The sequence below is a fragment of the Haloplanus salinarum genome, from assembly GCF_024498175.1.
GTDB classification, from domain to species: Archaea; Halobacteriota; Halobacteria; order Halobacteriales; family Haloferacaceae; genus Haloplanus; species Haloplanus salinarum.
Window position 1 is genome coordinate 1,005,992 of the sequence record NZ_CP101823.1, and the last position, 24,813, is coordinate 1,030,804.

25 protein-coding genes are annotated in these 24,813 nt (G+C 70.5%); 9 read left to right on the top strand and 16 right to left on the bottom strand.

Annotated features, from left to right (window positions below; translation table 11 throughout):
• Positions 1-39 precede the first annotated feature (39 nt).
• Together NO364_RS05335 and NO364_RS05340 are read left to right on the top strand one after the other, a co-directional pair.
• Entirely contained in the window at positions 40-1,326 is a 1,287-nt protein-coding gene (locus tag NO364_RS05335) for a cytosine deaminase (RefSeq protein WP_257628719.1), read from the top strand.
• A 130-nt stretch (positions 1,327-1,456) separates the two neighbouring features.
• Positions 1,457-2,002 carry a helix-turn-helix domain-containing protein gene (locus NO364_RS05340; protein ID WP_157688392.1) on the top strand — a complete coding sequence of 182 codons (546 nt, stop codon included), beginning with the start codon at positions 1,457-1,459 and terminating at the stop codon, positions 2,000-2,002.
• Positions 2,003-2,109: 107 nt separating this feature from the next.
• Here NO364_RS05340 and NO364_RS05345 read toward each other — a convergent pair whose 3' ends face one another.
• On the bottom strand, positions 2,110-2,364 hold the full coding sequence (locus tag NO364_RS05345) for a hypothetical protein (protein ID WP_157688393.1): 255 nt from the start codon (positions 2,362-2,364) through the stop codon (positions 2,110-2,112).
• A gap of 167 nt (positions 2,365-2,531) precedes the next feature.
• Between NO364_RS05345 and NO364_RS05350 the strand changes: the two genes are divergently transcribed.
• Positions 2,532-3,722 (top strand): alanyl-tRNA editing protein, encoded by a 1,191-nt coding sequence (locus tag NO364_RS05350; RefSeq protein WP_257628720.1) that lies wholly within the window; start codon positions 2,532-2,534, stop codon positions 3,720-3,722.
• On the opposite strand, the gene NO364_RS05355 is transcribed toward NO364_RS05350, so the two are convergent.
• Both NO364_RS05355 and cysE read right to left on the bottom strand, forming a co-directional pair.
• On the bottom strand, positions 3,719-4,939 hold the full coding sequence (locus NO364_RS05355; RefSeq protein ID WP_257628721.1) for a carboxypeptidase regulatory-like domain-containing protein: 1,221 nt from the start codon (positions 4,937-4,939) through the stop codon (positions 3,719-3,721). The two genes, NO364_RS05350 and NO364_RS05355, sit on opposite strands and share 4 nt — an antisense overlap.
• Positions 4,940-5,022: 83 nt before the next feature.
• The gene (cysE, locus tag NO364_RS05360) at positions 5,023-5,637 is read right to left on the bottom strand and encodes a serine O-acetyltransferase (RefSeq protein WP_157688396.1); all 615 of its coding nucleotides are present in this window, start codon (positions 5,635-5,637) and stop codon (positions 5,023-5,025) included.
• Positions 5,638-5,925: 288 nt separating this feature from the next.
• Here cysE and NO364_RS05365 point away from each other — a divergent pair, with 288 nt between their 5' ends.
• From NO364_RS05365 to idsA3, 3 genes are all read left to right on the top strand, one after another.
• Positions 5,926-6,486 carry an HAD family hydrolase gene (locus NO364_RS05365; RefSeq protein ID WP_257628722.1) on the top strand — a complete coding sequence of 187 codons (561 nt, stop codon included), beginning with the start codon at positions 5,926-5,928 and terminating at the stop codon, positions 6,484-6,486.
• Between the two features lie 199 nt (positions 6,487-6,685).
• The gene (locus NO364_RS05370; RefSeq protein WP_257629146.1) at positions 6,686-8,038 is read left to right on the top strand and encodes a ribonuclease J; all 1,353 of its coding nucleotides are present in this window, start codon (positions 6,686-6,688) and stop codon (positions 8,036-8,038) included.
• Entirely contained in the window at positions 8,035-9,081 is a 1,047-nt protein-coding gene (gene idsA3 / locus NO364_RS05375) for a geranylfarnesyl diphosphate synthase (protein ID WP_257628723.1), read from the top strand. The genes NO364_RS05370 and idsA3 overlap by 4 nt, the downstream gene beginning before the upstream one ends.
• A gap of 14 nt (positions 9,082-9,095) precedes the next feature.
• On the opposite strand, the gene NO364_RS05380 is transcribed toward idsA3, so the two are convergent.
• The 8 genes from NO364_RS05380 to NO364_RS05415 all read right to left on the bottom strand — a co-directional run bounded on the left by NO364_RS05380 (position 9,096) and on the right by NO364_RS05415 (position 14,104).
• Positions 9,096-10,049, bottom strand: a complete 954-nt coding sequence (locus NO364_RS05380; RefSeq protein WP_157688400.1) for a metal-dependent hydrolase — start codon at positions 10,047-10,049, stop codon at positions 9,096-9,098.
• Positions 10,050-10,121: 72 nt separating this feature from the next.
• On the bottom strand, positions 10,122-10,673 hold the full coding sequence (locus NO364_RS05385) for a mechanosensitive ion channel family protein (protein ID WP_257628724.1): 552 nt from the start codon (positions 10,671-10,673) through the stop codon (positions 10,122-10,124).
• Positions 10,674-10,715: 42 nt separating this feature from the next.
• A complete protein-coding gene (locus tag NO364_RS05390) occupies positions 10,716-11,060 on the bottom strand; it encodes a DUF7116 family protein (protein ID WP_157688402.1) in 345 nt (114 codons plus the stop codon).
• Positions 11,061-11,110: 50 nt separating this feature from the next.
• Positions 11,111-11,386, bottom strand: a complete 276-nt coding sequence (locus NO364_RS05395; RefSeq protein WP_157688403.1) for a DUF5816 domain-containing protein — start codon at positions 11,384-11,386, stop codon at positions 11,111-11,113.
• Complete coding sequence (locus tag NO364_RS05400; protein WP_157688404.1) at positions 11,364-11,729, bottom strand: HesB/IscA family protein; 366 nt, start codon at positions 11,727-11,729, stop codon at positions 11,364-11,366. Before NO364_RS05400 ends, NO364_RS05395 begins: the two co-directional genes overlap by 23 nt.
• 48 nt (positions 11,730-11,777) lie before the next feature.
• Positions 11,778-12,446, bottom strand: a complete 669-nt coding sequence (locus NO364_RS05405; protein WP_257628725.1) for a DUF8071 domain-containing protein — start codon at positions 12,444-12,446, stop codon at positions 11,778-11,780.
• A gap of 40 nt (positions 12,447-12,486) precedes the next feature.
• A complete protein-coding gene (hisD, locus tag NO364_RS05410) occupies positions 12,487-13,755 on the bottom strand; it encodes a histidinol dehydrogenase (RefSeq protein WP_157688406.1) in 1,269 nt (422 codons plus the stop codon).
• A 70-nt stretch (positions 13,756-13,825) separates the two neighbouring features.
• A complete protein-coding gene (locus NO364_RS05415) occupies positions 13,826-14,104 on the bottom strand; it encodes a DUF8028 family protein (protein ID WP_257628726.1) in 279 nt (92 codons plus the stop codon).
• A gap of 294 nt (positions 14,105-14,398) precedes the next feature.
• Between NO364_RS05415 and NO364_RS05420 the strand changes: the two genes are divergently transcribed.
• Positions 14,399-15,481, top strand: coding sequence for a putative sulfate/molybdate transporter (locus NO364_RS05420; protein WP_157688408.1), 1,083 nt, complete (start codon positions 14,399-14,401; stop codon positions 15,479-15,481).
• Here the strand turns inward: NO364_RS05420 and ggt are convergent.
• Entirely contained in the window at positions 15,478-17,097 is a 1,620-nt protein-coding gene (gene ggt / locus NO364_RS05425) for a gamma-glutamyltransferase (RefSeq protein ID WP_157688409.1), read from the bottom strand. The two genes, NO364_RS05420 and ggt, sit on opposite strands and share 4 nt — an antisense overlap.
• 319 nt (positions 17,098-17,416) lie before the next feature.
• A complete protein-coding gene (gene eif1A, locus NO364_RS05430; RefSeq protein ID WP_157688410.1) occupies positions 17,417-17,701 on the bottom strand; it encodes a translation initiation factor eIF-1A in 285 nt (94 codons plus the stop codon).
• Between the two features lie 103 nt (positions 17,702-17,804).
• Between eif1A and NO364_RS05435 the strand changes: the two genes are divergently transcribed.
• Positions 17,805-18,824 (top strand): alcohol dehydrogenase catalytic domain-containing protein, encoded by a 1,020-nt coding sequence (locus NO364_RS05435; protein ID WP_257628727.1) that lies wholly within the window; start codon positions 17,805-17,807, stop codon positions 18,822-18,824.
• 7 nt (positions 18,825-18,831) lie between these two features.
• Here NO364_RS05435 and NO364_RS05440 read toward each other — a convergent pair whose 3' ends face one another.
• Both NO364_RS05440 and NO364_RS05445 read right to left on the bottom strand, forming a co-directional pair.
• Positions 18,832-20,478: a potassium channel family protein gene (locus NO364_RS05440; protein ID WP_157688412.1), complete on the bottom strand. Its 1,647-nt coding sequence runs from the start codon at positions 20,476-20,478 to the stop codon at positions 18,832-18,834.
• A gap of 3 nt (positions 20,479-20,481) precedes the next feature.
• Entirely contained in the window at positions 20,482-21,804 is a 1,323-nt protein-coding gene (locus tag NO364_RS05445) for an MFS transporter (protein WP_257628728.1), read from the bottom strand.
• Positions 21,805-21,856: 52 nt separating this feature from the next.
• Between NO364_RS05445 and NO364_RS05450 the strand changes: the two genes are divergently transcribed.
• Positions 21,857-22,900: a sodium:calcium antiporter gene (locus NO364_RS05450; RefSeq protein WP_420191765.1), complete on the top strand. Its 1,044-nt coding sequence runs from the start codon at positions 21,857-21,859 to the stop codon at positions 22,898-22,900.
• 15 nt (positions 22,901-22,915) lie between these two features.
• Here NO364_RS05450 and NO364_RS05455 read toward each other — a convergent pair whose 3' ends face one another.
• The gene (locus NO364_RS05455) at positions 22,916-24,757 is read right to left on the bottom strand and encodes a formate/nitrite transporter family protein (RefSeq protein ID WP_157688415.1); all 1,842 of its coding nucleotides are present in this window, start codon (positions 24,755-24,757) and stop codon (positions 22,916-22,918) included.
• Between the last annotated feature and the right edge of the window lie 56 nt (positions 24,758-24,813).

Below are 24,813 nucleotides of genomic sequence, written 5' to 3' on the forward strand. Positions count from 1 at the left end.
AGTGCCAACGAATATGTGTCGGCTGGTCGTCGCCCCGGTATGTCCGAGTACATCGTCACGGGTGGTCGACGGCTGGACGGCGCGGTCGTCGACGTCGAGATCCGCGAGGGGCGCATCGACCGGATCGTCTCGGCGGGCGAAGGTGACCCGTCGTCGTTTCCGGCCGACCGCCGGTACGACGCCGACGGGCGTCTGGTGACGCCGCCGCTGATCGAACCGCACGTCCACCTCGACGCGACGGGGACCGCCGGCGACCCGTCGTGGAACGAGAGCGGGACGCTCGCCGAGGGCATCGACGTCTGGGCGGCCTACAAGGAGGACATCACCGTCGCGGACATCGTCGAGCGGGCGACCCGGACCGTGGAGTGGTACGCCGCCAACGGCGTGACGCGGATCCGCACCCACGCGGACACGACCGAGCCGTCGCTGACGACCGTCGAAGCGTTGCTCGAACTGCGCGACCGGGTGTCCGATCTCGTCGACCTCCAGGTCGTCGCCTTCCCGCAGGACGGCGTCTTCACCGCCGAGGGCAACGAGGACCTGCTCCGGGAGGCCGTCGAGATGGGCGTCGACGTGATCGGTGCCATCCCACACAACGAACACACCCGCGAGGACGGCGTCGAGAGCGTCCGGACGGTCTGTGATCTGGCCGAATCCCACGACTTACCCCTCGACCTCCACATCGACGAGACGGACGACCCCGGCTCGCGGTTCACCGAGGTGCTGGCGAGCGAGGCGCTCAAGCGGGACATCGGCGAGCGCACGACGGCGAGTCACACGACCGCGATGCACTCCTACAACAACGCCTACGCGGACAAACTGATCTCGCTCTTGGCCGAGAGCGGGGTGAGCGTCGTAACGAACCCGCCCGACAACTCGGTCCTCCAGGGGAGCTACGACGACTACCCGCGGCGGCGCGGCCACACCCGCATCGACGAACTGCACGCGGCGGGGGTCACCGTCGGCCTCGGTCACGACTCGGTGCTCGACCCGTGGTACCACTACGGCCAGGCCGACCCCCTCGACGCCGCGTTCGTCCTCCTCCACTACGCCCACATGGCGGGGCGGGGCGACGTGTCCCGGCTGTGGGAGATGCTGACGGACGCGAACGCCGAAGTGTTCGGGGTCGACGGCTACGGCCTCCGGGAGGGCGCCGAAGGGTCGCTCGTCGTCTTCGACAGCCCCGACGGGTTCAACGCGCTCCGCACCCGCGCGCCGCGGACGCTCGTGCTCCGCGACGGCGAGCCGACGGCGCGGACCGAGCCAGCGCGCACGACGGTCCACCGCGACGACGGGAGCCGCGCCGTCGACTTCCACCGGGGGTGATACTGTTTCTCCTACGTCGTTACCGGTGGTTCGCCGGACCGTCTTGGCGAACCACCGGTACACGGTGACGAGACGCCGTACGAGACGGCTCGGGCAGGGAGTTGAAATAGGACGACCGGGTACACGGGGTATGGCGAAGTACTCCACGGGGTCCGGCGGCGGCGGCGACGACGGCGACGCCTGCGAACTCTGCGGTCGCGAGACGTCGTCGCTCGAACGGGCGACGGTCGCAGGCGCGAAGTTGCTCGTCTGTTCCGAGTGTGCGCCACACGGTGACACCGGCGGGCGTGGCTCCGATTCCGGCTCCGGCTCCGACTCCGCGTCCGGGTCCTCGGGGTCGCGCACCGACGCCGACGAACCCAACCGCCGGAAGCGCGCCGCCCGGAACACCGCGCGCGTCTACGACGCCGCCCGCAGCAACACGAAGCGCTGGGAGGAGGAGGGGACCGACTACGAGTCCGACCGGCTCCCCTACCTCGTCACGAACTACGGCGACCGGATCGAGAGCGCACGACAGGACGCCGGCCTCACGGTCGAGGAACTCGCCGCCGAACTCGACGCCGACGAGGCCGACGTCCGCGCGCTGGAGGAAGGGCGGGCGACGCGCGCCGGCGTCGGCGGCTCCCTCGTCCGCGCCGTCGAGGAGCGGTTCGGGATCGACGTCGTCGACGAGTGAGGCGGATCGGTGGCTCCGTCGAACCCCGCTGTCCGGCACGACCGGGGTGCGGGATACAGCGGAGTCGTCTACCGGTGAGTTAGCTCACTTCGGTCAGTCGTCCTATCTCACTCCTCGGGATCGCCGAGTTCTCTCGCTTCCAGTTCCCGGTCGAGGAAGGCCCCGATGACCACGAACAGGAACAGGATCGTGATCGCCGTCCCGGCGATACCGACGATCACCACGGTGCCGACGGCCATTCCCTCGGCGCCACTGATCCTCTCGGTCCACGCCAGTCGCATCAGGCCGACGGTCCCAAGAGCGACGAGGACGACGCCGATGGCTCCGACGGACCCGAACTTGGCGGCACGATCGAGGTCCATACCGCGGCTTCATGTCGCCGGATGAAAACCTCTTCGTCGAGCAACCCGCCGACGTATGCGCCTTGGATTCAGCACGACCGCTGGAACCAATCACCGACCGAGGATTGCCACGGAGACGGACCGGCCGCGAGCCGAACGGATTTATGGGTCGAGTCCGACCCCCGCCTATGCAGACGCGCGCTCCTGCCGACCCCGACGTACGGGAGTTCGAGGCGACCGTCACGGCCGCGGCGGGCGGCGAGGTGGTCCTCGACCGGACGTACTTCTACGCCGAGAGCGGCGGCCAGCCCGCCGACCGCGGCACGCTCGCGGGCGTCCCCGTGGTCGACGTGCGGGCCGGCGACGACGGCGTGGTACATCACCTCGCCGAGGACCCGGACCTGTCGCCCGGGGACGAGGTGGTCGGCGTGATCGACGACGAGTTCCGGACGTACTGTATGCGTGCGCACACGGCGAGCCACCTCCTCTACGGCGCCGGCCGGCGACTCCTCGACGACCTCGGCTACGGCGGGTTCGACATCGACGCCGAGAAGGTCCGCGTCGACCTCGCGACGACGACCGACGTCGACGACGCGGTGCTGGTGGAACTCGAACGGCTCACCAACCGGGCGGTGTGGGACTCCCGCCCCGTCTCCTGGGAGGAGGTCCCGGTCGAGGAGGCCCGCGCCCGCGACGAGGTGGCGTTCAACACCAAGACCGAAGAGGGCGTGATGAGCGACGCCGACACGGTCCGTCTCGTCGAGGTCGAGGGCTGGGACGTGGCCGCCTGTGGCGGAACGCACGTGGCGAACACTCGCGAGATCGGGCCGATCGAAGTCCTCGACCGGTCGAACCCGGGGGAGGGGCTCACCCGCGTCGAGTTCGCGGTGGGGCCCGGGGCGATCGACCGCCGGGCGACCGTCCGCCGGGCGGCCCTCGACGCCGCCCGCGACCTCGATACGAACGTCACCGACCTCGACGAGGCGGTCGCGTCCCTGCGGGCGGAGCGCGACGACCTCGAAGCGGCGGTACGGACGTACAAATCGGCGGTGCTCGACGCGCGGCTGGCCGATCTGCCGACGGCCGAGCGCGACGGGGCGGTCTGGCGGATCGGCACCGTCGCCGACTTCGACCCCAACGAGGTCGGCGAGGCGGCGAAGGAACGCGTCGGGGACGACGTCGACGCCCTCGCGGTCGTGGGCGAGGGATCGGCCCCGTACGTGGTCGTCGCGACGACCGGCGAGGTGGACGCCGGCGACGTCGTCGACGGGGTGACCGAGCGGTTCGGCGGCGGCGGTGGCGGCGGGCCGACGTTCGCGCAGGGCGGCGGCCTCGACGCCGACCCCGCCGACGTCGTCGCGGCCCTGCGGGGCGGTTAACGGCGTCCGCAGGCGACGGCGAGGAGGGCGAGGATAGCGAACAGAGCGGGGAACGCGCTGAATCCGGGGCTGGTCCCCGTCGTCGTGGCCGGCGTCCCGGTCGCGGTGGGATCCGTCCCCGTCGTCTCCGTCACGCTGGGCGTCGCCGTCCCGCCGTCGCCGATCGCTTCGACCTGCACCTCGTTCGATCGGACGCCGTCCTTGCTGACGTACAGCGTGTGCGTGCCGGGGTCGGCGATCCGCACCGTGACCTCGCCGTTCCCGTCGGTGGTGCCGACCCGTTCCCCGTCAAGGAAGACCGCCGCCACCGCCGCGCCGTCGCCGTACGCGTTGGTCGCCCGGAGGACCGTCCGTTCCCCCGCCACCACCCGTTCGTTGACGGCTTCGAGCGTGATCGATCGCGTGCGCGTGAGGTCGACCGTGACGGTTTCGGCCGTCTCGTCGACCGTCACCTCGCGCTCGACGGTGCGGTAACCGTCGCGGGTCACCCGCAGGGTGTACTCGGTGTTGACCGGGGCGGTCACGGTGACGTTCCCGGTCCGGTTCGTCCGGTCGGTGGCGACGTCGCCGAGGCTGACGGTCGCCCCGGAGACGGAACGCGGTGGATCGAAGTAGGGATCGGCGACGCGGACGGTCACGGGCGCGGAGCCGCGTCGCAGCGCCACCCGGTTCGTGATCGACCCCTCGATATCGATGGACTTGCGCCGGACGTAGTAGCCGGGCTTCCTGACGACGATGGTGTACGTTCCCGCCTGGAGGTCGTCGGACTCGAAGACGCCGTCCGGGCCGGTCGTCCCCGTCTCGTAGGTCAACCCGCCCCGCTCGATGCGCACCGACGCGTCGGCGACCGAGCCGTCGTCGTCGTTCACTTCCAGACGGACCGAACTCCGGCGGTACACGACGATTTCGACCTCGCGCTCGCTCGCGGACTCGACGACGTACGGCGAGTTCCGGACGTATCGCGGGTGCGTGACGGCGATTTCGACCTCGGCGTCGGCGGGGACGTCCACGAACGCCTTGCCGTTGGCGGCGGTCGTTGCCGTCGTCGACCCGTCCGACCACGTCGCGTCGAGGTCGGCGTCGCCGACGGGGTCGCCGTCGGCGTCGCGGACGGTGACGGTGAGCGTTGCCGTATCGCTCGACTGGGCGGCGACCGGAGCCGCGGGGGCCACGAGCAGAAGCAGGGTGACACACAGCACCGTGGGGGGGCGGAACATGAATAGATGTAGACCGTCCGACAGTAAATAACTCGCGGCCGGCGCGCCGGCAGCGGTCAGCGCCCGTCGTCGCCGGTCTCGGCTCAGCAGCGACCCCCGTCACAGACGATGCGATCGATCTCCGCGTTCCCGTCGCGGACCGGTTCCCCGTCGTCGACGAGGTGCGTGTCGCCCACGGGACGGGCGGGATTGCCCACGACCGTCGTGTCGGGGTCGACCGGTTCGACGACGACCGCGGCGCCGCCGACGGTCGCCCCCCGACCGATCTCCACGGGCCCGAGGACGGTCGCGTTGGCTCCGAGCATCACGTCGTCGCCGACGGTCGGGTGGCGCTTGCCGTCGACCGGCCGGCGGTTCCCGAGCGTGACCCCGTGGTACATGAGGACGTCGTCGCCGACCTCGGCGGTCGAACCGATCACCACGCCTATGCCGTGATCGATCACGACGCGACGACCGATCTCCGCGGCGGGGTGGATCTCGACTCCCGTAATCAGCCGGGCGAACTGCGACAGCAGGCGCGCGAGGACGGGGTGGTCGCTCGTCCAACACAGGTGGGCGATCCGGTAGATCCACAGCGCGTGGAGGCCGGGATAGCAGGTGAGGAGGACGAGGCGGTTCCCGGCCGCCGGGTCGCGCTCGCGGATCGCCGCGAGATCCTCGCTGACGCGGCGGCGGGCGGCGGCGAGGAGGTTACGCATACGTACGAGACCGCCCGCGGTCGCCCGTAGCGACCGGCGGACGCGTTGCCGCGTGGGCCGGGAAGCGGGCGGACGGTTCCGTCGGTCGGCGGGGCGTGAGACACGGACAGGGACAGCACCTCGCGAGCGGGAGAGTGCGCTCGAAGGCGATCCGCTGGCCGTGGTGACCGACGGTCGTCGGCATAAATATCGGTACTCGATACGTCCACAAAAGAGTTCTGACGAAGGTCATCGCCACCGGACGGTCCGACCGAAGCCCCCATTATCGGGGGCGACGTACGCGGAGGCGTGAGCACCCGCATCGACGACCACGACGCCATCGTCTACGACCTCGACGGGACGCTCGTCAGGTTGGCGGTCAACTGGAAGGCCGCCGCCGAGGAGGCGACGGCGGCGTTCGCCGAGGCGGGCGTCGACGCCGACGCGGACCTCTGGTCCCTGCTCGAAACCGCGCCCGAACACGGCCTGGCGGACGAACTGGAGTCGATCCTCGCGGCCCACGAGCGCCGTGGCGCCGAGCGGTCCATCCGCCTCCCGCTCGCCGACCGCCTCCCGCACCGGGACCGACCGGTCGGCGTCTGTTCGCTCAACGCCGAGTCGGCCTGTCGGCTGGCGCTGGACCGGCACGACCTGTCCGCCCACGTCGGCGTCGTCGTCGGGCGGGATTCGGTGGCGACACACAAGCCCGATCCGACGCCGTTGCTGGCGACGGTCGACCGGTTGGGGGCCGATCCCGAGCGGACGCTGTTCGTCGGCGACTCCGAGCGCGACGCCCTGACCGCCGAGCGTGCGGGCGTCGCCTTCGCGTGGGCCGACGCCGTGGCCGACAGCGTCCCCGCCGAGCGGTAGGCCGGACGGCGGCGTGGACCCACGTAGTTTTTATTACCCCGGTGTGTAGTGCCCGCTACCAGTGACCCGCGGGCAAGTGCGGCAGCGGCCGCACGCGGGGACCAGCGACCGACGTGCTGTAAGACGCCGGGGCCGGTGGCCCCCGAGGACGGGATTTGCGTGAGCGGTCCGCCACGTCCGTGGCATTTCAATGCTAACCATGGAAATCGAAATCGCAACGATCGGCGGTTACGAGGAAGTCGGGCGGCAGATGACTGCCGTCCGCGCCGGTGACGACGTCGTCGTCTTCGACATGGGTCTGAACCTCTCGCAGGTGCTGATCCACGACAACGTCGAAACCGAACAGATGCACAGTCTCGACCTGATCGACATGGGCGCCATCCCGGACGACCGGGTGATGAGCGACCTCGAGGGCGACGTCCAGGCCATCGTTCCGACCCACGGCCACCTGGATCACATCGGCGCCATCTCGAAACTCGCCCACCGCTACGACGCCCCCGTCGTCGCGACGCCCTTCACCATCGAACTGGTGAAACAACAGGTCGAGGGCGAGAACAAGTTCAACGTCGACAACGACCTGGTCAAGATGGACGCCGGCGAGACCATGTCCATCGGCGACTCCGGCTCCGTCGAGCTGGAGTTCGTGAACGTGACCCACTCGATCATCGACGCGATCAACCCCGTCCTCCACACGCCGGAGGGCGCGGTGGTCTACGGGCTGGACAAGCGGATGGATCACACGCCCGTCATCGGCGATCCGATCGACATGAAGCGGTTCCGCGAGATCGGTCGCGAGGGCGAGGGCGTCCTCTGTTACATCGAGGACTGCACCAACGCGAACAAGAAGGGCCGCACGCCGAGCGAGTCCGTCGCCCGGAAACACCTCCGCGACGTGATGTACTCGGTCGAGGATTACGACGGGGGTATCGTCGCCACGACGTTCAGCTCCCACATCGCCCGTGTCACCAGCCTCGTCGAGTTCGCGAAGGACATCGGACGCCAGCCCGTCCTGCTCGGGCGCTCGATGGAGAAGTACTCGGGCACCGCCGAGCGCTTGGACTTCGTCGACTTCCCGGACGACCTGGGGATGTACGGCCACCGGAAGTCCGTCGACCGCACGTTCAAGCGGATCATGAAGGAAGGCAAGGAGAACTACCTGCCGATCGTGACGGGCCACCAGGGCGAGCCGCGGGCGATGCTCACCCGGATGGGTCGCGGCGAGACCCCCTACGAACTCGAAGACGGCGACAAGGTGTTGTTCTCGGCCCGCGTCATTCCGGAGCCGACCAACGAGGGCCAGCGCTACCAGTCCGAGCGTCTGCTCCGCATGCAGGGCGCCCGCATCTACGACGACATCCACGTCTCCGGCCACCTCCGTCAGGAGGGCCACTACGAGATGCTCGACGCCCTCCAGCCCCAGCACGTCATCCCCGCACACCAGGACCTCGAAGGGTTCGCCCCCTACGTCGACCTGTGTGAGAGTCAGGGCTACGACCTGGGCCGTGACCTGCACGTCACGCGAAACGGCAACATGATCCAACTGGTGGAATGACGGCCGACTCGACGGAAGAGCGGGTGCTCGCCGCGGTCCGCGAGCGCCGCGAGCAGGTCAACGCGGCCATCGACGAGGACCTTCCCCTCGTGGAACCCGAGCGGCTCTGGGAGGCCTCGCGGTACCTGCTGAAGGCCGGCGGGAAGCGACTCCGACCGACGGTGTCGCTGCTGGTCGCCGAGGCCATCGCGGACGTGCCCCCGCTCTCCGTCGACTACCGGCAGTTCCCCGCACTCGACGGCGACGACGTCGACGTGATGGCCGGCGCCCTGAGCCTGGAGGTCATCCAGTCCTTTACGCTCATTCACGACGACATCATGGACGACGACACGCTCCGCCGTGGCGTGCCGGCCGTCCACGAGGCCTACGACGTCGATACCGCCATCCTGGCGGGCGATACGCTCTACTCGACGGCCTTCGAGATCATGGCCGAGACGGGGGCCGCCCCCGAGAACGGTCTGGAGGCGATGCGGATGCTCGCGAACACCTGTACGCGCATCTGCGAGGGCCAGGCCCTCGACGTCGAGTTCGAACACCGGACCGAGGTGCTCCCGGAGGAGTATCTGGAGATGGTCGAGTCCAAGACCGCCGTACTGTACGGGGACGCGGCCGCGACGCCGGCGATCCTGCTCGACGCCGAGGACGACGTCGTCGACGCGCTCTACGACTACGGCATCCACTCGGGCACCGCGTTCCAGATCCAGGACGACGTCCTCGACCTGACGGTGCCCTCGGAGCGCCTCGGCAAGCAGCGCGGCTCGGACCTCGTCGAGAACAAGGAGACCCTGATCACGCTCCACGCCCGGCAACAGGGCGTCGACGTGGACGGACTGGTCGACGCCGAGGACGCCGACGCGCTCACCGACGAGGCCGTCGAGTCGGCGGTCGAGACGCTGAACGAGGTGGGCAGCATCGAGTACGCCCGTGAGAAGGCCCGCTCGCTCGTCGCGCAAAGCAAGGCCGACCTCGATGCCCTCCCAGACAACGAGGCTCGATCGCTCCTCGAGGATCTCGCCGAGTACCTCATCTCGCGGGGCTACTGAGGCCCCCTTCTCTCTCACCCCACGACCACGTAGGCGACGGTGTAGGCCAGCCACGCGACCGTGATCGCCGACAGCCCGGTCAGGCCGGCGACGACCCAGTCGGGCGGTTCCACGGTCGGCCCGTCGGCGGTACCGACGAGACGTACCCGCGGTAGGGCGCCGACGAGGCCGACCCCGAGCACCGAGAACACGAACGGGTAGGAGAGGTCGAGCGTCGGCGCCGGAATGAGGAGGACCGTCGCCGCGTAGCCCGCACCGAGGCTCGCCCGCCGGGAGACGACCGTCCGGGGCCGGAGTCCCGTCGCGGCCCCGGCGACGGCGACGGCCGCCCAGACCGTCGCGAGTTCGACGCCGAAGGCGGCGAGGAGGTGGAGCGTCGGGTCGGCGGCGAGGACGAGACGCTCGGCCACGAGCGCCGTGTCGAGGGGGTAGAGCATCGCCGGCGGTTCGCCGGTGACGAGGTCACCGAACGGGTGGGTGACGAGGCCGACCAGCCCCACCGCGAACACCGTCGGCGGGGCGTGATCGGTGTATCGGCGGGCGAGCACCCCGAGGGCCATCGCACCGATGACGAACGGGACGGTGACGACGGCGCCGAGCGGGCCGCTCACGGACCAGGCGAGGACGACGACGCCGGCGGCGAGGGCGAACGCACCGAGGCGAGTGTCCCGACGGGCGGGGCCTGCGAGCGCCGCGACGAGGGCGACCGGCGGGGCGAGTATCAGCGAGTGGGTGACCGCACGGTGGACGAGGTTCCCCGTCGACCAGAACGCGGTCGCGAGGCTCAGGGCGTCGCCGCTCGCGGCGGCCGCGACGCCCACGAGGGCGTACGCGATGTCGACGTCGGGGAGCGCGGCGAAGGCCCCCGCCAGCAGACCGACGGCGAGGACCCGTTCCGCGGTCCAGCCCCGCCGGACCGCGCCGCCCGCGACGATGGCGAACGCGACGGCGGCGTGACCCACGAACATACCACGATTTCACACGGAACGGACATAAAGCACGCGGGCGGGATGACAACGGGGCGCACGGAATCGCCGGTCTCAGGCCCGTTCGCGGTCGACTTTCGTCCAACGGGCCTCGATGTCGGCGTTCCCACGGACGACGGTGTCGCCGTCGACGTCGAAGCGGGTCTTCCGGAGTTCGATGGACCGGACGATTCCCTCCATGTCGCCGACGCGGACGGTGTCGCCGGCCTCGAAGTCGGGGTCGCGGAGGAGGTAGATGCCGGCGACGGCGTCGGCGATCATGTCGCTCGTGGCGTAGGAGACGCCGAGGGCGACGAAGCCAGCGGCGGTGCCGAGCGACGCGGCGATGCCCTCCAGTCCCGCCACCGAGAGCGTCGAGAGGCCGACGCCGAACCAGAGGAAGACGGCGACGACCGTCGTCAGGAACTGTCGGTAGACGGGCGACTGCCCGCGCATCGTCCGCGCGAGGACGGCATTCAGGACCGTGAGGACGAGTTTGACGAGGAGGACCGCCAGGACGAGAAAGACCACGCCCGTGATGACGGTCGGAAGGGTGTCGACGAGTCGCTCGACGAACTCGACGAGCGCCCGTCCGACGAGGTCGGACTGGAGTGCGAACTCGGCCATACCCTACCGCGTGGTCGCCGGGGACGTAAAAGTGCGGCGCGGCTACGCCGCCGTTCCGACGCGGTCGACGACTTCGTAGTCCTCGCCCGCGTCTTCGACGCCGATGACCGCCCACTCGTAGTCGGGATCGAGTCCGGCGAGTCGGTCGCGGAGGTCCCCTGCGGCCTCCATCCACGTGACGAAACAGCGGAGGCGATACTCGGATCGCCCGCCGTCCGCGCGCAAGCGTCGCGGCGAGGACGCCTCGTCGGCGTCGAGTGCAGTCACGTGGACGGTCCGCCATTTCCGCTCGGCCCGGAGATCGGTCCCGTCGCCGTCGACGGAGTAGCCGAGGCGACGGAAGATCCGCCGGGCCTCTTCGACGGGTGGCATGGTAACAGGGGCCATGTACGAGCCACTACGGCGGGTCGGATGATAAGTGTTGTCACGGCGAGGGATCACTCGTGAGCGGCGTCCCAGCGGTCCGGTTTCCGGAGGTTGCCACAGGCGTTGCACTCGATGCGCCCCATGGTGTCCATGGCGGTGTCGAAGGCGTCGCAGTTGCCACAGAGGTAGCCCCACCGGCGGTCGCAGTCGGGGGAACAGTAGGCGACGAAGAACGGACCGTGGGTGCCGCGATCGGGGGCCGTCCGGTCGACGTAGACGGTTACGTCGTCGGGCGCCGAACGGGTCGCGAGCGACGACCCGGGCTCAGGTTCGGAAGGACTCCCCACAGCCACACTCCGAGACGACGTTCGGGTTCTCGACGTGGAATCCCTCGGCCTGGAGGCCGGCCTCGTAATCGAGGACGGACCCGCCGATGTAGTCGGCGCTCGCCGGATCGACGAACACGCGCAGGTCGTTGGACTCGACCACCATGTCGTCCTCTTCGGGTTCGTCGTCGAACCGCATTCCGTAGGAGAGGCCCGCACAGCCGCCCTGCTGGACGAACAGTCGCAGGCCACCGACGTCCAGATCCATCCCCTCGCGATCCATCAGTTCGAGGGCTTGCGTGGCGGCTTCGGGGGTGATCTTCACCACACCGTCGCTCGCCCCGCTCGCGTGCTCCGTGCTCATGGACGCCTATACACCGTCGAACGTGTTAACACTGACGGGAAGACGTAATCATTCCTCGTTACGTTCGCCGCGATCCGTCCGGACGATCCGGACGGCCCGTCGACACGCAGCCCCGAGCGGGTAGCCGACGGCGACGACGGCGACGCTCCCGACGGCGGCCACGCCGGCCGCGACGGCGACGGCATCGGGCAGGGAGACGACCCGCTCGCCGCCGTACGTGGACACGACGGTGCCGTAGCGCGTGACGGCGACGCCGAAGACGGGGCCGGCGACCAGGAGGCCCGTGGGGACCAGCCCCGCCCTCGCGGCGGCACCGGCGGCGGCCAGCCCGACGAGCAGGGCCGCGCCGACGAAGACGACGATTCGGGGATCCGTGCCGGTCCACGTGCCGACGAGCCACCGTTCGAGCGGGCGGTAGCCGGTCGTCGACGCGACGGCGCCCGCGGTCAGGGCCGCGAGGACCGGCGTGATCCCGACGAGGATCACGGAGACGGCTGCTCGACGACCGAGGACGAGCGCCGCGAGCGGACCGCGGACGACCCGCACGACGGGCGCACGGAGGGCAGCGAGGCGGTGGAGTCCCGAACGGGTCAGGCCGAGGGCCGCCACGAGTCCCGTGACGAGGGCGGCGAGGAGCCAGCGAAACCCGGCGGAGAGGCGTTCGAGCGACGAGCGGGTTCGACTCAGGGCGGTCGGAACGGCGTTGGAGGGACGCATCGTCGGCCCCTTCGCGGCCCCGGGTACTCAACGTTGTGGACTACTCGAACCGGCGGCGGACGCTGTCGGCGTGGCCGTGGAGGCCCTCGGCCTCGGCGAGAGTGGTGATCGTCCCCGAGAGGGCGTCGAGGGAGTCCCGGTCGAGTCGTTGGACGGTCGTCGAGCGCAGGAACGTCTCGACGGAGAGGCCGCCGAAGCGTTTCGCGCCGCCGCCGGTGGGGAGGACGTGGTTGGTGCCGGAGGCGTAGTCGCCGGCGGCGACGGGGGTGTACGGGCCGAGGAAGACGCTCCCGGCGCTGTCGATCCGGTCGAGCAGTTCCTCGTCGTCCTCGGCCTGGATCGAGAGGTGTTCGGCGGCGTACTCCTCGGCGAAGAGGACGGCCTCCGACATCGAACGGGCGAGGAAGACGCCGCTGGCGTCGTTCGCGAGCGCCGCCTCGACCGTCTCCGCCCGTGCCATCCCCGGTGCCCGGGCGTCGAGTTCGTCGGCGGTTGCCGCCGCGAGGTCGGGGTCGTCCGTCACGGCGACGACCGAGGCGTGGTCGTCGTGTTCGGCCTGGGCCAACAGGTCGGCGGCGACGTAGGCCGGATCGGCCGTCCCGTCGGCGAGGACGAGCACCTCGCTCGGGCCGGCGAGGAAGTCGATGTCGACGTCACCCCGGACCTCGGCTTTGGCGGCGGTCACCCACCGGTTGCCCGGGCCGACCACCTTCTGGACAGGTGTCACCGTCTCGGTCCCGTAGGCCATGGCGGCGACGCCCTGCGCGCCGCCGACGCTGTAGACGGCATCCGCACCCGCCTCGTGGATGGCCGCGAGCGTCGCCGGGTTCAGCTCCTCGGCCGGTGGCGTCGCCACCACGACGTGATCCACCCCCGCCACCTTCGCGGGGACGACCCCCATCAGCGCGCTGGAGGGGTAGGCGGCCGCGCCGCCGGGGACGTAGACACCGACCCGTTCGAGCGGACGGAACCGCCGCCCGAGTTCGCGGCCGTCGAAGTCCTCGCGCCAGTCGTCGGGGCGCTGGCGCTCGTGGAACGCCCGGACGTTGTCCGCGGCCTCACGGATCGCCGCCAGGACGTCCGGATCGACGTCCTCGTGGGCGGCCGCCGCGGCGTCGGTCACGTCCAGGTTGCCGACCTCGACGCCGTCGAACTCGCGACAGAACTCCCGAACGGCCACGTCGCCCTCGTCGCGGACGCGGTCCACGATCCCACGGACGTCGTCGCGGACGCCCTCGACCCCCGCATCGCGGTCGAACAGCGCCGCCCGCTCCGCGGGGCCGAGCCCCTCGATTTCGCGTACTTCCATACCGACACGTTGCGCGGGCGGGCGAAAAGGGATTCCGGTTCCCGGGGCGGAACCAGTCGGTCCCGGGCGGTCACTCGGGCGGGTTGTAGGAGTGGCCGACGACGAACGCGACGGCGTTCAGGGTGAGCAACCCCGCGAACGCGAGGCGGTGGCCGGTCACCGTCCCCGTCGCCAGCAACGGGAGGTACGTCAGGGGGAGCAGCGTCGCCAGCCAGAAGGCGACGAAACGGATGGGCAGGGCCGCGTACGTGAGGGCCGAACGGAGGGTATCCTGGAGGGCCGGGGTCGGTTCGGCGGCGGTGCCGTCGAGGGGCCTGGATTCGGGCGTGGACATGGTGACTGGCTCCACTCATCGCTTGTCCCCCTACCCCCATATAGGGGGCAAATCGTTGCGGTGTCTTCGTGTCGTTTCGCTCGATTAACGCGACCGAACGGTCGGTTCGGATCGTTTTACAACGGCCGCAAAAACGTTTAGAAAATTCACGAAGCTCCGAGAGCGGTTTAGACGCGTCGGGCCCCGATCGCCCCGCTCGACCGGCCACCGTCCCCCGGACGTAACCGAAACCGGTCACATCGCCGTCGAATCGTACTATATATCAGTTTCTCGATGCTTCTTTCCCCGTCGAGCGGGAAGGCGGGGACGATGTCGTTGGCTAGTTGGCGCGGAACGCGGTTCGGTGTCGCCTGGGGCGAGGTGACGGGGGCCGTCGGGGACACCGTCACCGTCCTCCCCATCGTCGTCGCCGTCGCGGCGCTCACCGACCTCTCGCTTGGTCGGCTCCTCCTCGGGTTCGCGCTCTTTCAGGTCGTGTGGGGACTCTACTACGGCTATCCGATATCCGTCGAGCCGATGAAGGCGCTCGCGGCCCTGGTGATCGCCGGTGGCCTCTCGGGTGGGGAGTACGTCGCCGCGGGACTGCTCGCCGGCGTGACGCTCCTCCTGGTCGGGACGACGGGGACGCTGGACCGGCTGGCGCCCTACGTCGGGGAACCGGTCGTCCGGGGCATCCAGGTCGGGGTGGCGCTCGTCCTCCTCCGGACGGGCGTGACGACGGGGCTCGGGGCCCCGCGACTCGCCGCGCTCTCCGTGGTCGTCGCCCTGGCCGCCGTCGCGCTGGGCTACCGGAACGCCGCCGCCCTGGCGGTCCTCGCGATGGGGGGCGTCGTCGCCGCGGGCGCCGCCGGGACCGTCACGCCCCGGCTCCCGACCCCCGTGCTCCTCGATCCGTCGACGCTCGTCGTCTCCCGGAACGCCGTCGGCGCGACCCTCGGCCAGCTTGCCATGACCGTCGGCAACGCCGCCGTCGCCACCGCCCTGCTCGTCGACGAATACTTCGACGCCGACACCTCGCCCGACGACCTCTCGACGAGCATGGGCGTGATGAACCTGCTGGCGATGCCGCTGGGGGCGATGCCCATGTGTCACGGGAGCGGCGGCGTCGCCGGCAAGTACGCCTTCGGCGCCCGGACCGCCACCTCGAACCTCGTCCTCGGTGGGTGCTACCTCCTGCTCGCCGTCGTCGCCGTCGACCTCGTGGCCGCGTTCCCGATGGCCGTCCTCGGCGTCGTCCTCGTCCTCGTCGCGGTGGAGCTCGGCCGGGCCGGCGCCGACACCGAGGATCCGCTCCTGACCGGCGCCATCGGCGTCCTCGCGCTCCTGACGAACGTCGGCGTCGCCTTCCTCGCCGGCCTCGTCGGCTACCACGCCCTCGCCCGACTCCGCTAGAAGCCCGCGGCGCTCCCGTCCTTGCGGGGTTCGGTCGCCCCCGAGATGACGCCGTCGGCGACCCGCGTAATCTGGCCGCCGCCGAACTCCGAGGCCGGCTTCACCACCACGTCGTGGCCCCGACGGGCGAGTTTCGGGAGCAGTCCCGAGGGGAAGCGGTCCTCGACGGCCAGCGACCCGTCTTCGAGGTAGCGCCAGCGCGGGGCGTCGAGCGCCGCCTGGAGCGGCATGTCGTAATCGAGGAGGTTCGCGAGCACCTGGAGGTGGCCCTGTGGCTGCATGTACCCGCCCATGACGCCGAAGGCCGCCCAGTCGTCGCGGTCGAACCGGACGAGCCCGGGAATGAGCGTGTGGAAGGGTCGCTTGCCGGGTTCGATCCGGTTCGGATGGTCGGGATCCAGCGAGAACGAACTCCCACGGTTCTGAAGCGTGATGCCCGTTCCGGGGACGACGACGCCGCTCCCGAAGTGGCCGAAGATGGAGTTGATGAAGGAGACGACGTTGCCCGCCTCGTCGGCGACCGTCAGGAGGACGGTGTCGCCGTCGCCCGGGGCGCCGGGTCCGCCGACCGTGACGGAGCCCGCCCGCTCGCCGACCGTCGCCGCCCGCTCGGCGGCGTAGGACTTCGATCCCAGCGGCGGCACGTCCTCGAACGCGGGGTCGGTGATGTAGTGGTGGCCGTCGTGGAACGCCCGCTTCAGCGACTCGGCGAAGTAATGGACCCGGTCGGCGGCGTCGTAGTCGTGGGCGCCGGCGTCCAGTTCCTCGGCGACGTTCAGCGCCTCGAGCGCGACCAACCCCTGGTTGTTCGGCGGGAGTTCGTACACCTCCGCGCCGCGGTAGGTCGTCGAGACGGGATCGACGTACTCCGGTTCGAAGCCCGCGAGGTCGTCGGCCGTCAGCAGGCCGCCCCGCTCGCGCACCGTCCCGGCGATACGCTCGGCGAGCGGTCCCTCGTAGAGGGCGCCGGCTCCCTCGGCCGCGAGGGTGCGGAGCGTCGACCCGAGGTCCGGAAGCCTCACCACTTCGCCCGCCTCGGGCGCCCGCCCCTCGATCAGGTACTCCTTGCGGGCGTCGTCCCGGGTGAACAGCGTCTCCGCGACCGTCCACATATCGGCGATCACCTCGCTGACCGGGAAGCCCTCGGTCGCGTAGTCGATGGCCGGCTGGAGCGCCCGCGACAGCGACAGGGTGCCGTGGTCGTCGAGCAGCGTCTCCCACCCGCGGACGGTGCCGGGGACGGTGACTGCGAGTGGACCGTCCGCCGGCATCGACGCCGCGTCGGGGTCGGTTCCCGTCCGCTCGGCCACGCGTTCGCGGACGGTCCCGACGGTCGCCGCGGCGGGCGCCCCGCCGCAGGCGCGGAAGGCACCCACCTCGCCGTCGGCGGTGCGGTAGAGCGCGAACGCGTCGCCCCCGATGCCCGTGCTCATGGGCTCCACGACGTTCAGCGCCGCGGCCGTCGTCACCGCCGCGTCGAAGGCGTTGCCCCCCCCACGGAGGGCCGCGACGCCCGCCTGCGTGGCGAGTGGCTGGCTCGTCGCCACCAGCCCGTCCTGTGCGTACACCGTCGACCGCCGCGAGTCGAAGCGATCGAGGTCCGGTTTTTCGTCCATGGCGACTATCCCCGGAGGGAACACAAAAGTCGTTGGGTATGGGGCCAGTATAACCGTAAGAACGGGACGGGAGTTGCGATATCGTCGGCCGTTCGTGTAGTCAAAACAGTCGGATCCGCGGAACCGTTCGATCCGTCCGCTCGGACCGGGGTTGGGACTCGACGGTCGACGCGTCGTGAAAAACTCGGTCGTCGGGGCCTCCGGTCGCCGTCGACCGGGACCGACCAACGGCGGCTTCGTACGGATTATTGTAACTGTTCACCGGTGGTTCGCCGGACTGTCCTGGCGAACCTCCGGTCATGACTTACAATAAACAGTCTCAGTCGATGTGGCCTTCGCGGCGCAGCTGGTCGGCGTCCTTCCCGGAGTAGCGCCACTCGATGTTCGCCTTCTCGTCCTGCCAGTCCCACGGCTCGACGAGGACCACGTCGCCCTCGTTGATCCAAGTGCGGTACTTCATGCGGCCGGGGATGCGCCCCATCCGGTTCTCGCCGTCCTCACAGCGGACGCGAACGTGATTCCCGCCGTTGTGCTCCGTTACCACGGCGAACAACTCGTCGTCGTCGGGCATTCGGAGGTTCCGACGCCCTGTCTCTTCGCTCATACGATCACTTCGCGGCCCGCACGGTTAAGTCATCGGAGACGCCCGGTAACGTTTCGCACGCGATACCCCTACGCTTACGTCGCCGGCGGCGCACCTCCGACCGATGCGTGCCGCTGCATTCACCGAACTGATCGGACCGGACGGCGTGAGCGTCATCGAACGGGAGTCCCCCGAACCGGAGCGGGGCGAGGCGACCGTCGACGTCGACGCCTGCTCGATCAACCACCACGACCTCTGGATCCTGAACGGTGCGTCGGCGATGGTCGATCCGACGGATCTCCCCTTCGTCAGCGGACTCGACGTGGTGGGGACGGTTCGCGAGGTGGGCGATGACGTCACCGCCGTCGCCCCCGGCGACCGGGTCGTGCTCTGTCCGAACGAGACGTGTGGGCACTGTCGGTTCTGCCGGGAGGGCCCGGAGAACCTCTGTGCGTCCTACTCGCTGTACCACGGGGGGCTCGCGGAGACGGCCCGCGTCGAGGCGTCACGCCTGATCCCCCTCCCGGACGACGTGGACGCGACGACGGCGGCGGCGCTCCCCACGGCGTATCTGACCGCCTACCACATGCTCCGGCGGGCGGAGCTGGAGCCCGGCGACCTCCTTTTCGTCCCCGGCGTGACCGGCGGCGTCGGCGTCGCCGCCGTCCAGTTGGCCGACGTGCTCGGCGTCCGGAGCATCGGGACCTCCTCCTCGGCGTCGAAACTGGAGACCGTCGCGGAGCTGGGCGCCGATCACACGATCCAGGGCACCGATCCCGACGACCTCCGGTCGGCCGTCGAGTCCATCGGCGCGCCCGACGCCGTCCTCAACCACCTCGGCGGCGAGTACACCGACCTCGGCATGGGAGTGATGCGCCGCGGAGGACGGATGATCGTCTGTGGCCGGACCGCCGGCCCGACCTCCGAAATCGACATCGCGGACCTATTCCGGGGACACAAGCGGATCGTCGGGAGCACGATGGGGACGCAGGCGGACCTCGAACGGCTGGTCGACCTCGTCGCCGTGGGTGACCTGTCGCCGCGGATCGACCGCACCTTCCCGCTCGACGCTACCGACGAGGCCTTCCGGACCATGGCCGAGCGCGACACGGTCGGCAAACTCGTCGTGATGCCGGGCGAGTAACGCCCGGTCAGTCGCCGCGGGACCCCATCGTCTCGGTGAAGCGGTTGGTCCCCTCGTCGGTGCCGGCGATGACGAGTTCGTCGCCCTCCCGGATCCGGAACTCGGGACCGAGGTCGGTCACCACCTCGCCGTCCCGCTCGACGCCCACGACCGTACACCCGGTTCGCGCGCGGACGTCCGCCTCGCCGAGCGTCCGCCCGACGAGACCGGGGGCGTGGGTCCGGATCACCTCCACCTGCTTGTCGAGCGAGATCACTTCCTCGTCCTCCAGGATCGTGGAGGCGAGCATCCGGCCGCTGACCGTCGCCAGCGAGAGGACGTAGTCGGCGCCGGCGCGGTACATCTTCTGGACGTTCTCGGTCTCCTCGGCGCGGGCGATCAGCTCGATCGACGGGTTCAGGTCGCGCGCGACGAGGATAGCGAACTCCGTGAGCGTGTCGTCGGGGAGCGCGAGGATGACCGTGTGGGCGTCCTCGATACCCGCCCGCGCCAGGGCGTCGGGATCGGTCGCGTCGCCGACCACGTCGACCGACGGGTCCTCCACGTGGTCCATGACGACGTGTGAGACGTCCGCTCCGGTGAGCGCGTCGGAGATGGTCCGCCCGACCTCGCCGTGACCGACGACGACCGTCCGCCCCCGGCGGAACGAGCGCACGGCCGACAGGGTCATGTCCTTCAGTCGCTCGATCTGTCGCTCGCGACCGCTGACCAGCAACACGGTGCCGCCGTCGAGGACGGCGTCGGGATCCGGCGGGCTCTCGAACTCGCCGCGGAACCACGCCCCGATGACGTTCGCCCCCGCTCGCTCGCGGATGCCGCTCTCGGCGATGGTGCGGCCGACGAGTTCGCTCCCGCGGTGGATCGGAAGCTCCGCCACCTCGAAGTCCTCGCCGACCTCGATGGCCTCGCCGAGTTCCGTCGAGACTCCCGTCGTCACCTTGGCGGCGAGGCCCTCGCCCAGCAGCGCCCGGGGCGAGAGCACGTCGTCGGCGCCGGCGAGGCGGTGGTACCGCTCCCGCTCGGGGTCGTCGACGACGCTCACCGTCCGGACGTCCTCCGCCACCTCCTTCGCGGTCAGGACGATGCTGGTGTTCACTGGGTCGGTGTCGTCGGCGACGAGGGCTCGAGCCGCGGGGAGGCGGGCGGCCTCCAGGCTATCGACGGACTGGGGATCCGCGTGGATCACGTCGTACCCCTCCTCGTAGCGGTCCCGGGCGCGCTCGCGGTCGGGTTCGAGGATCAGGTAGTCGACGTTCCACGAGTCGAGTTCGTCGACTAGGGTCTCGCCCCGCGGCGTGAGCGTACAGACGACGACGTGGTCGGTGAGGTCCTCCTCGGCGGCCGCGGGCACCGTCGTCGACATGGCCTCCTCGAACAGCGGGAAGACGAGCACCGGGAGCGCGAGAAAGATGAGGACCACGCCGGTCAGATCCATCACGATGACCAAGAGGTTCATCGCGGCGCTCGACCACGGGGCGTCGGAGCCGTACCCCGTGGTCGTGAACGTCTCCACGACGACCTGGAGCGCGTGCAGAAAGCCGATCGGCGAGCCCTCGAAGAGACTCATCCCGGCGTCGTAGGCCGCCGCGTAGCCGAGCATCACCCCCACCAAGATGACCACGTAGATCAGCGTCCGGCGCTGCCAGGTGTCCATACCTCAGTCTGGACCGTCCGTGGAATAAACCGTCCGCTCCGTTCCGGCGGTCCGCCCCCGCCCGACGCGTCGCCGAAGGAGGAGAACGACCCCCGCGCCCGCCACGACGAGGCCGCCCGCGACGCCGAACGTCCACAGGTATCCCCTCGCGGCCAGCCACCCGCCGGCGACGCTCCCGACGCCGCCCGCGAACGTCGAGAGGGCGCTGTACACCCCGAGAGCCTCCCCGCGGACGATCGGTGGCGAGAGTCGCGTGACGAGCGTCCCGGCCGAGACGGCGACGACGGCCCACGCGAAGCCGACGGCGACGAACAGGGCGACGGTCGGCGCCAACGCCCCGCCGGTCACCACGAGGGCCGGGAACGCGACGCCCCTGACCGCCAGAGCGCTCACGTGGACCAGCGTCACGTCGTACCGCGCCGTGAGCGTCGCGGCGACGCCGAAGAAGGCGGCCGCGGCGACGTTCAAGGCGAGATAGAGGCCGAAGACGCCGGAGTCGCCGACGCCGACGCCCGCGAGGTAGGCGGGGAGGGGAGCGAAGAAGGCCCCGAACCCCGCGAACGCGAGCGCGACGGCCAGGAAGAAGACGGCGAGGTCGGGGGTGAACCGGCGCACGAACCGGCGGGGATGGAGGCCGCGGACGTCCATCCGACGGGGGGTGAAGGGGAAACTCGCGCCGCGGACCCCGAACGGCCGCGCGGCACGGAGCGCGCGGCGCAGGCGGCGGGGTGCCGGGGCGGCGCCGGGGCGGTCCGGGTCGGAGTCGGCGGGGAGCGACCCGACGGCGACGAGACCCCCGACGCCCGCGCTGGCCCCACAGACCAGACAGACGGCACGTTGGGCGGCGATCGCCGACCAGCCGAGCCGATCGCCGGCGAGGACGACCACGAACCCGACGAGCAGGCCGAGCGCCCACCCGACCCCCTGGACCTCGTTGAGGCGGGCGATCCGGTCGCTCCACGCCGACTCCGGCGTGTCGACGACGGCGAGGAGGGTGAGGACCGGCACCGCGGCGGCGAAGGCGAGCCAGACGGCCGCGTTCGCGACGACGACGGCGGCGATGGAGTCGAGCAGGGGAACGGCCGTCAGGGCCACGACGACGGTGCCGACCGCCGCGAGGACGTACCGCCGCCGGCGACCGGTACGGTCGGCGAGCCACCCGACCCCGAGGGCTCCGGGCGTGCCGGCCGCCGCGGCCACCGCCGCCAGGACCCCGAGCGTCGCCGGCCCGCCGCCCAACTCCACGACGTACAGCGGGACGATGAGCGACGCGCCGCCGAGGCCCAGCGAGGCCAACCCCCAGGCGTAGAGCCACCGATCGGACACGTCCGGCCACTCTCCTCCTCGGCACTTATACTGGCGGGTGCCCGGAAACGGGATGGGTTTTTGCCCTTCCCGGCCGACCATCCGGGCGGTGCTCGGTCCCACGCTCGCAGTCGGCCTGGCGCTCGTCTCGACGGCCGTCATCTGGACGGGGAGCGAGCGGCTCGAATCGTCGGCGGGGCGGCTCAGCCGCCACTACGGGCTGCCGGTCGCCGTCCACGGCGCCGTCGTCGTCGCCGTCGGGTCGAGCTTTCCGGAGCTCAGCTCCGTCGTCATCAGCACGCTCGTCCACGGCGAGTTCTCGCTCGGCGTCGGCGCCATCGTCGGCAGCGCCATCTTCAACCTGCTCGTGATCCCCGCGGTGTCCGCCCTCGCGAGCGAGGAGTTGGAGACGACCCGCGACATCGTCCACAAGGACGCCCAGTTCTACATCATCAGCGTCCTCGTCCTCTTTCTCACGTTCGCCCTCGGCGCGACGTACGTGCCCGGCGGGACGAACGAGGCGGCCATCCTCACGCCCACGCTCGCGGTCCTCCCCCTGCTCACCTACGGCGTCTACGTCTTCCTCCAGTATCAGGACACGCGCGAGCATACGGCCGCCCCGCCGTCGGACGTCGCGGTGCGCCGCGAGTGGGGGTGGCTCGTCGTCGCCCTCGTGCTCATCGCCGTCGGCGTCGAGGGCATCGTCCGTGCCGTCCTCGCGCTCGGTGCCCTCTTCGACACCCCCTCCTTCCTCTGGGGGGTCACCGTCATCGCCGCCGCGACCAGCCTGCCCGACGCCTTCGTCAGCGTCCGCGCGGCCAAGGAAGACGACAGCATCACCAGCCTCACGAACGTCCTCGGGAGCAACACGTTCAACCTCCTCGTCGCCATCCCGGTGGGGGTCCTGCTGGCCGGATCCGCGACCATCGACTTCCTGGTCGCCGTCCCCATGCTCGGGTTCCTGGCGTTCGTGACGCTCGTGTTCGTCGTCCTCACCCGGACGCACCTCGAACTGACCGACCCCGAGGCGTACACGCTGCTCGGGCTCTATCTCCTCTTCCTCGGGTGGATGACTCTGGAGACGCTCGGCGTCATCGAGGGCGTGCGGGGGATCTGACCGCGCCCCACCGGGTCAGCGCTTTTGCGGTTCGCGGGGATCCGCCCGCCGGCCGAACAGCTTCTCGCGGAGGCTCCGGCCCGTCGCGCGCTCGGCCAACAACACCGAACAGTCGAGTTCGTCGACGACGTCGAGCTTGAGCGAGTCGGTGACCAGCCGGGGGAGCAGTCCCCGTTCGACCGCGCCGAGTACGACCAGCGAGTGATCGGCCGCCCTCTTCGCGATGGCCCGCTCGACGTCGCCGGAGGTGTCGACGACCACGTCGGCGTCGTCGAGGCCGTGATCGGTGGCCCACCGTTGCAGGAACTCCTCGCCGGCCGTGCGGTCCTCGGGGCCGTCGACGACGTGGAGGAGCGTACTCGACGCGTCGGCGGTCGAACCGAGCGCCCGGGCCACTTCGGCCCCGAGCGCGCAGTCCGGGGAGTCGACGGTCGGCAGGAGGAGCCGTGAGGTGTCGAGGTCCCGGTCCCGCAGGGCCAGGAAGTCACAGGGCGGCGCACCGCGCAGGTCCGTCAGCGACCGTCCGCCGCGGCCGGTCGTCCACGGGCGGCTGTCGTCCCAGCCGATCATCAGGAGGTCGGCGTTCTCCCGTTCGGCCACGTCGAATATCTCGTCGAACGATCGATGCGAGACGATGGTCGACGTCTCCACGGCGACGTCGTGGTCCCGAATCGTCTCCCGAACCCCGTCGAGGAGTTCGTCGGACTCCTCGATGATCCGGCGGTGTTGTCCGGCGCCGTACCCGCCGGTCCGCTGGTCGGGCATCTGCACCACGTGGACCGGGTGAACCACCGCGGACTCCCGGGCGCTGGCGACGAGGCAGGCGAGTTCGATCAGCCGCCGCTCGGTCCGTGGGTTCGCTATCGGGACGATCACCCGATAGGGACCGTCGCTGTCCTCGACTTGCTCGCCGGTGTTGACGAGGGGGACGTACGCCCGCCCGGCGAGGCCGCCGAACAGCCACTCGCGTGGGGAGAGCTGGCGTTTCGCGCCCTCGAACCGGGCGGATTTCAGGCGGTGTTCGGTGGTCTGGAAGTAGTTGACGACGGTCACCAGCAGGACGCCGCCGAGGGTGTTGCCGAGCAACACCGGCAGCGCGAACTCGGTGATGCCGACGACGACCGGGAGGTCGTCGACGAGGATCAGATAGACCATCTCGGTGTAGGAGACGACGATGTGAAAGAGGTTGCCGAGCGGCACCGCGAGGAAGGCGAGATACACGACGACGATCCGCGAGACGGTGTCGCGGGCGGCGTACTCGACCCACACGACGCCGGCGACGATCAGGCCGGCGAAGGCGGCCTTGACGAACAGCGTCGCGGGTGCCGTCTCGACGCCCTTGCGCCCGAGTTCGACGGCCGTCGCCGCCGTCGACGGCGAGAAGACGCCTCCCCACGCCAGCGCGGCGGCACCGAGGGTCCCCCCGGCGAAGTTGCCCGCGAGGACGACGATCCAGTTGCGCAACAGCGCCGGGACGCTCACCAGCCGTTCGAGCGTCAGCGCCACCGGCGGGAGCGTGTTCTCCGTGTACAGCTGGTAGCCGCCGATGATGATGTAGATGAACCCAAGCGGGTACAGCATCGCGCTCAGCACCGGGTGGCCGTCGGTCGACGCCGTCAACGACGCGTACAGCAGGAAGGTGATCGTGATGGCGAAGCCGGCGGCCAGCCCCGAGAAGAACAGTTCGCGGCTCCCCGCGGTGATCTCCTCGTCGGCCGCCGCGACGATGCGCTGGAACACCTCGTCCGTCGAGAACCGATCGCGCACCACCTCCCCGACGGCCGGCGCGCCGCTCCGTGACCGCTCGACGGCCTCCCGCACCGACTCCTCAGGATCCGGCGGCTCGTCCGAACTCATACCGCAACCGACCGGTCGAGGGAACTAATGGTTTGATACACTCGGACGGCAGCCGG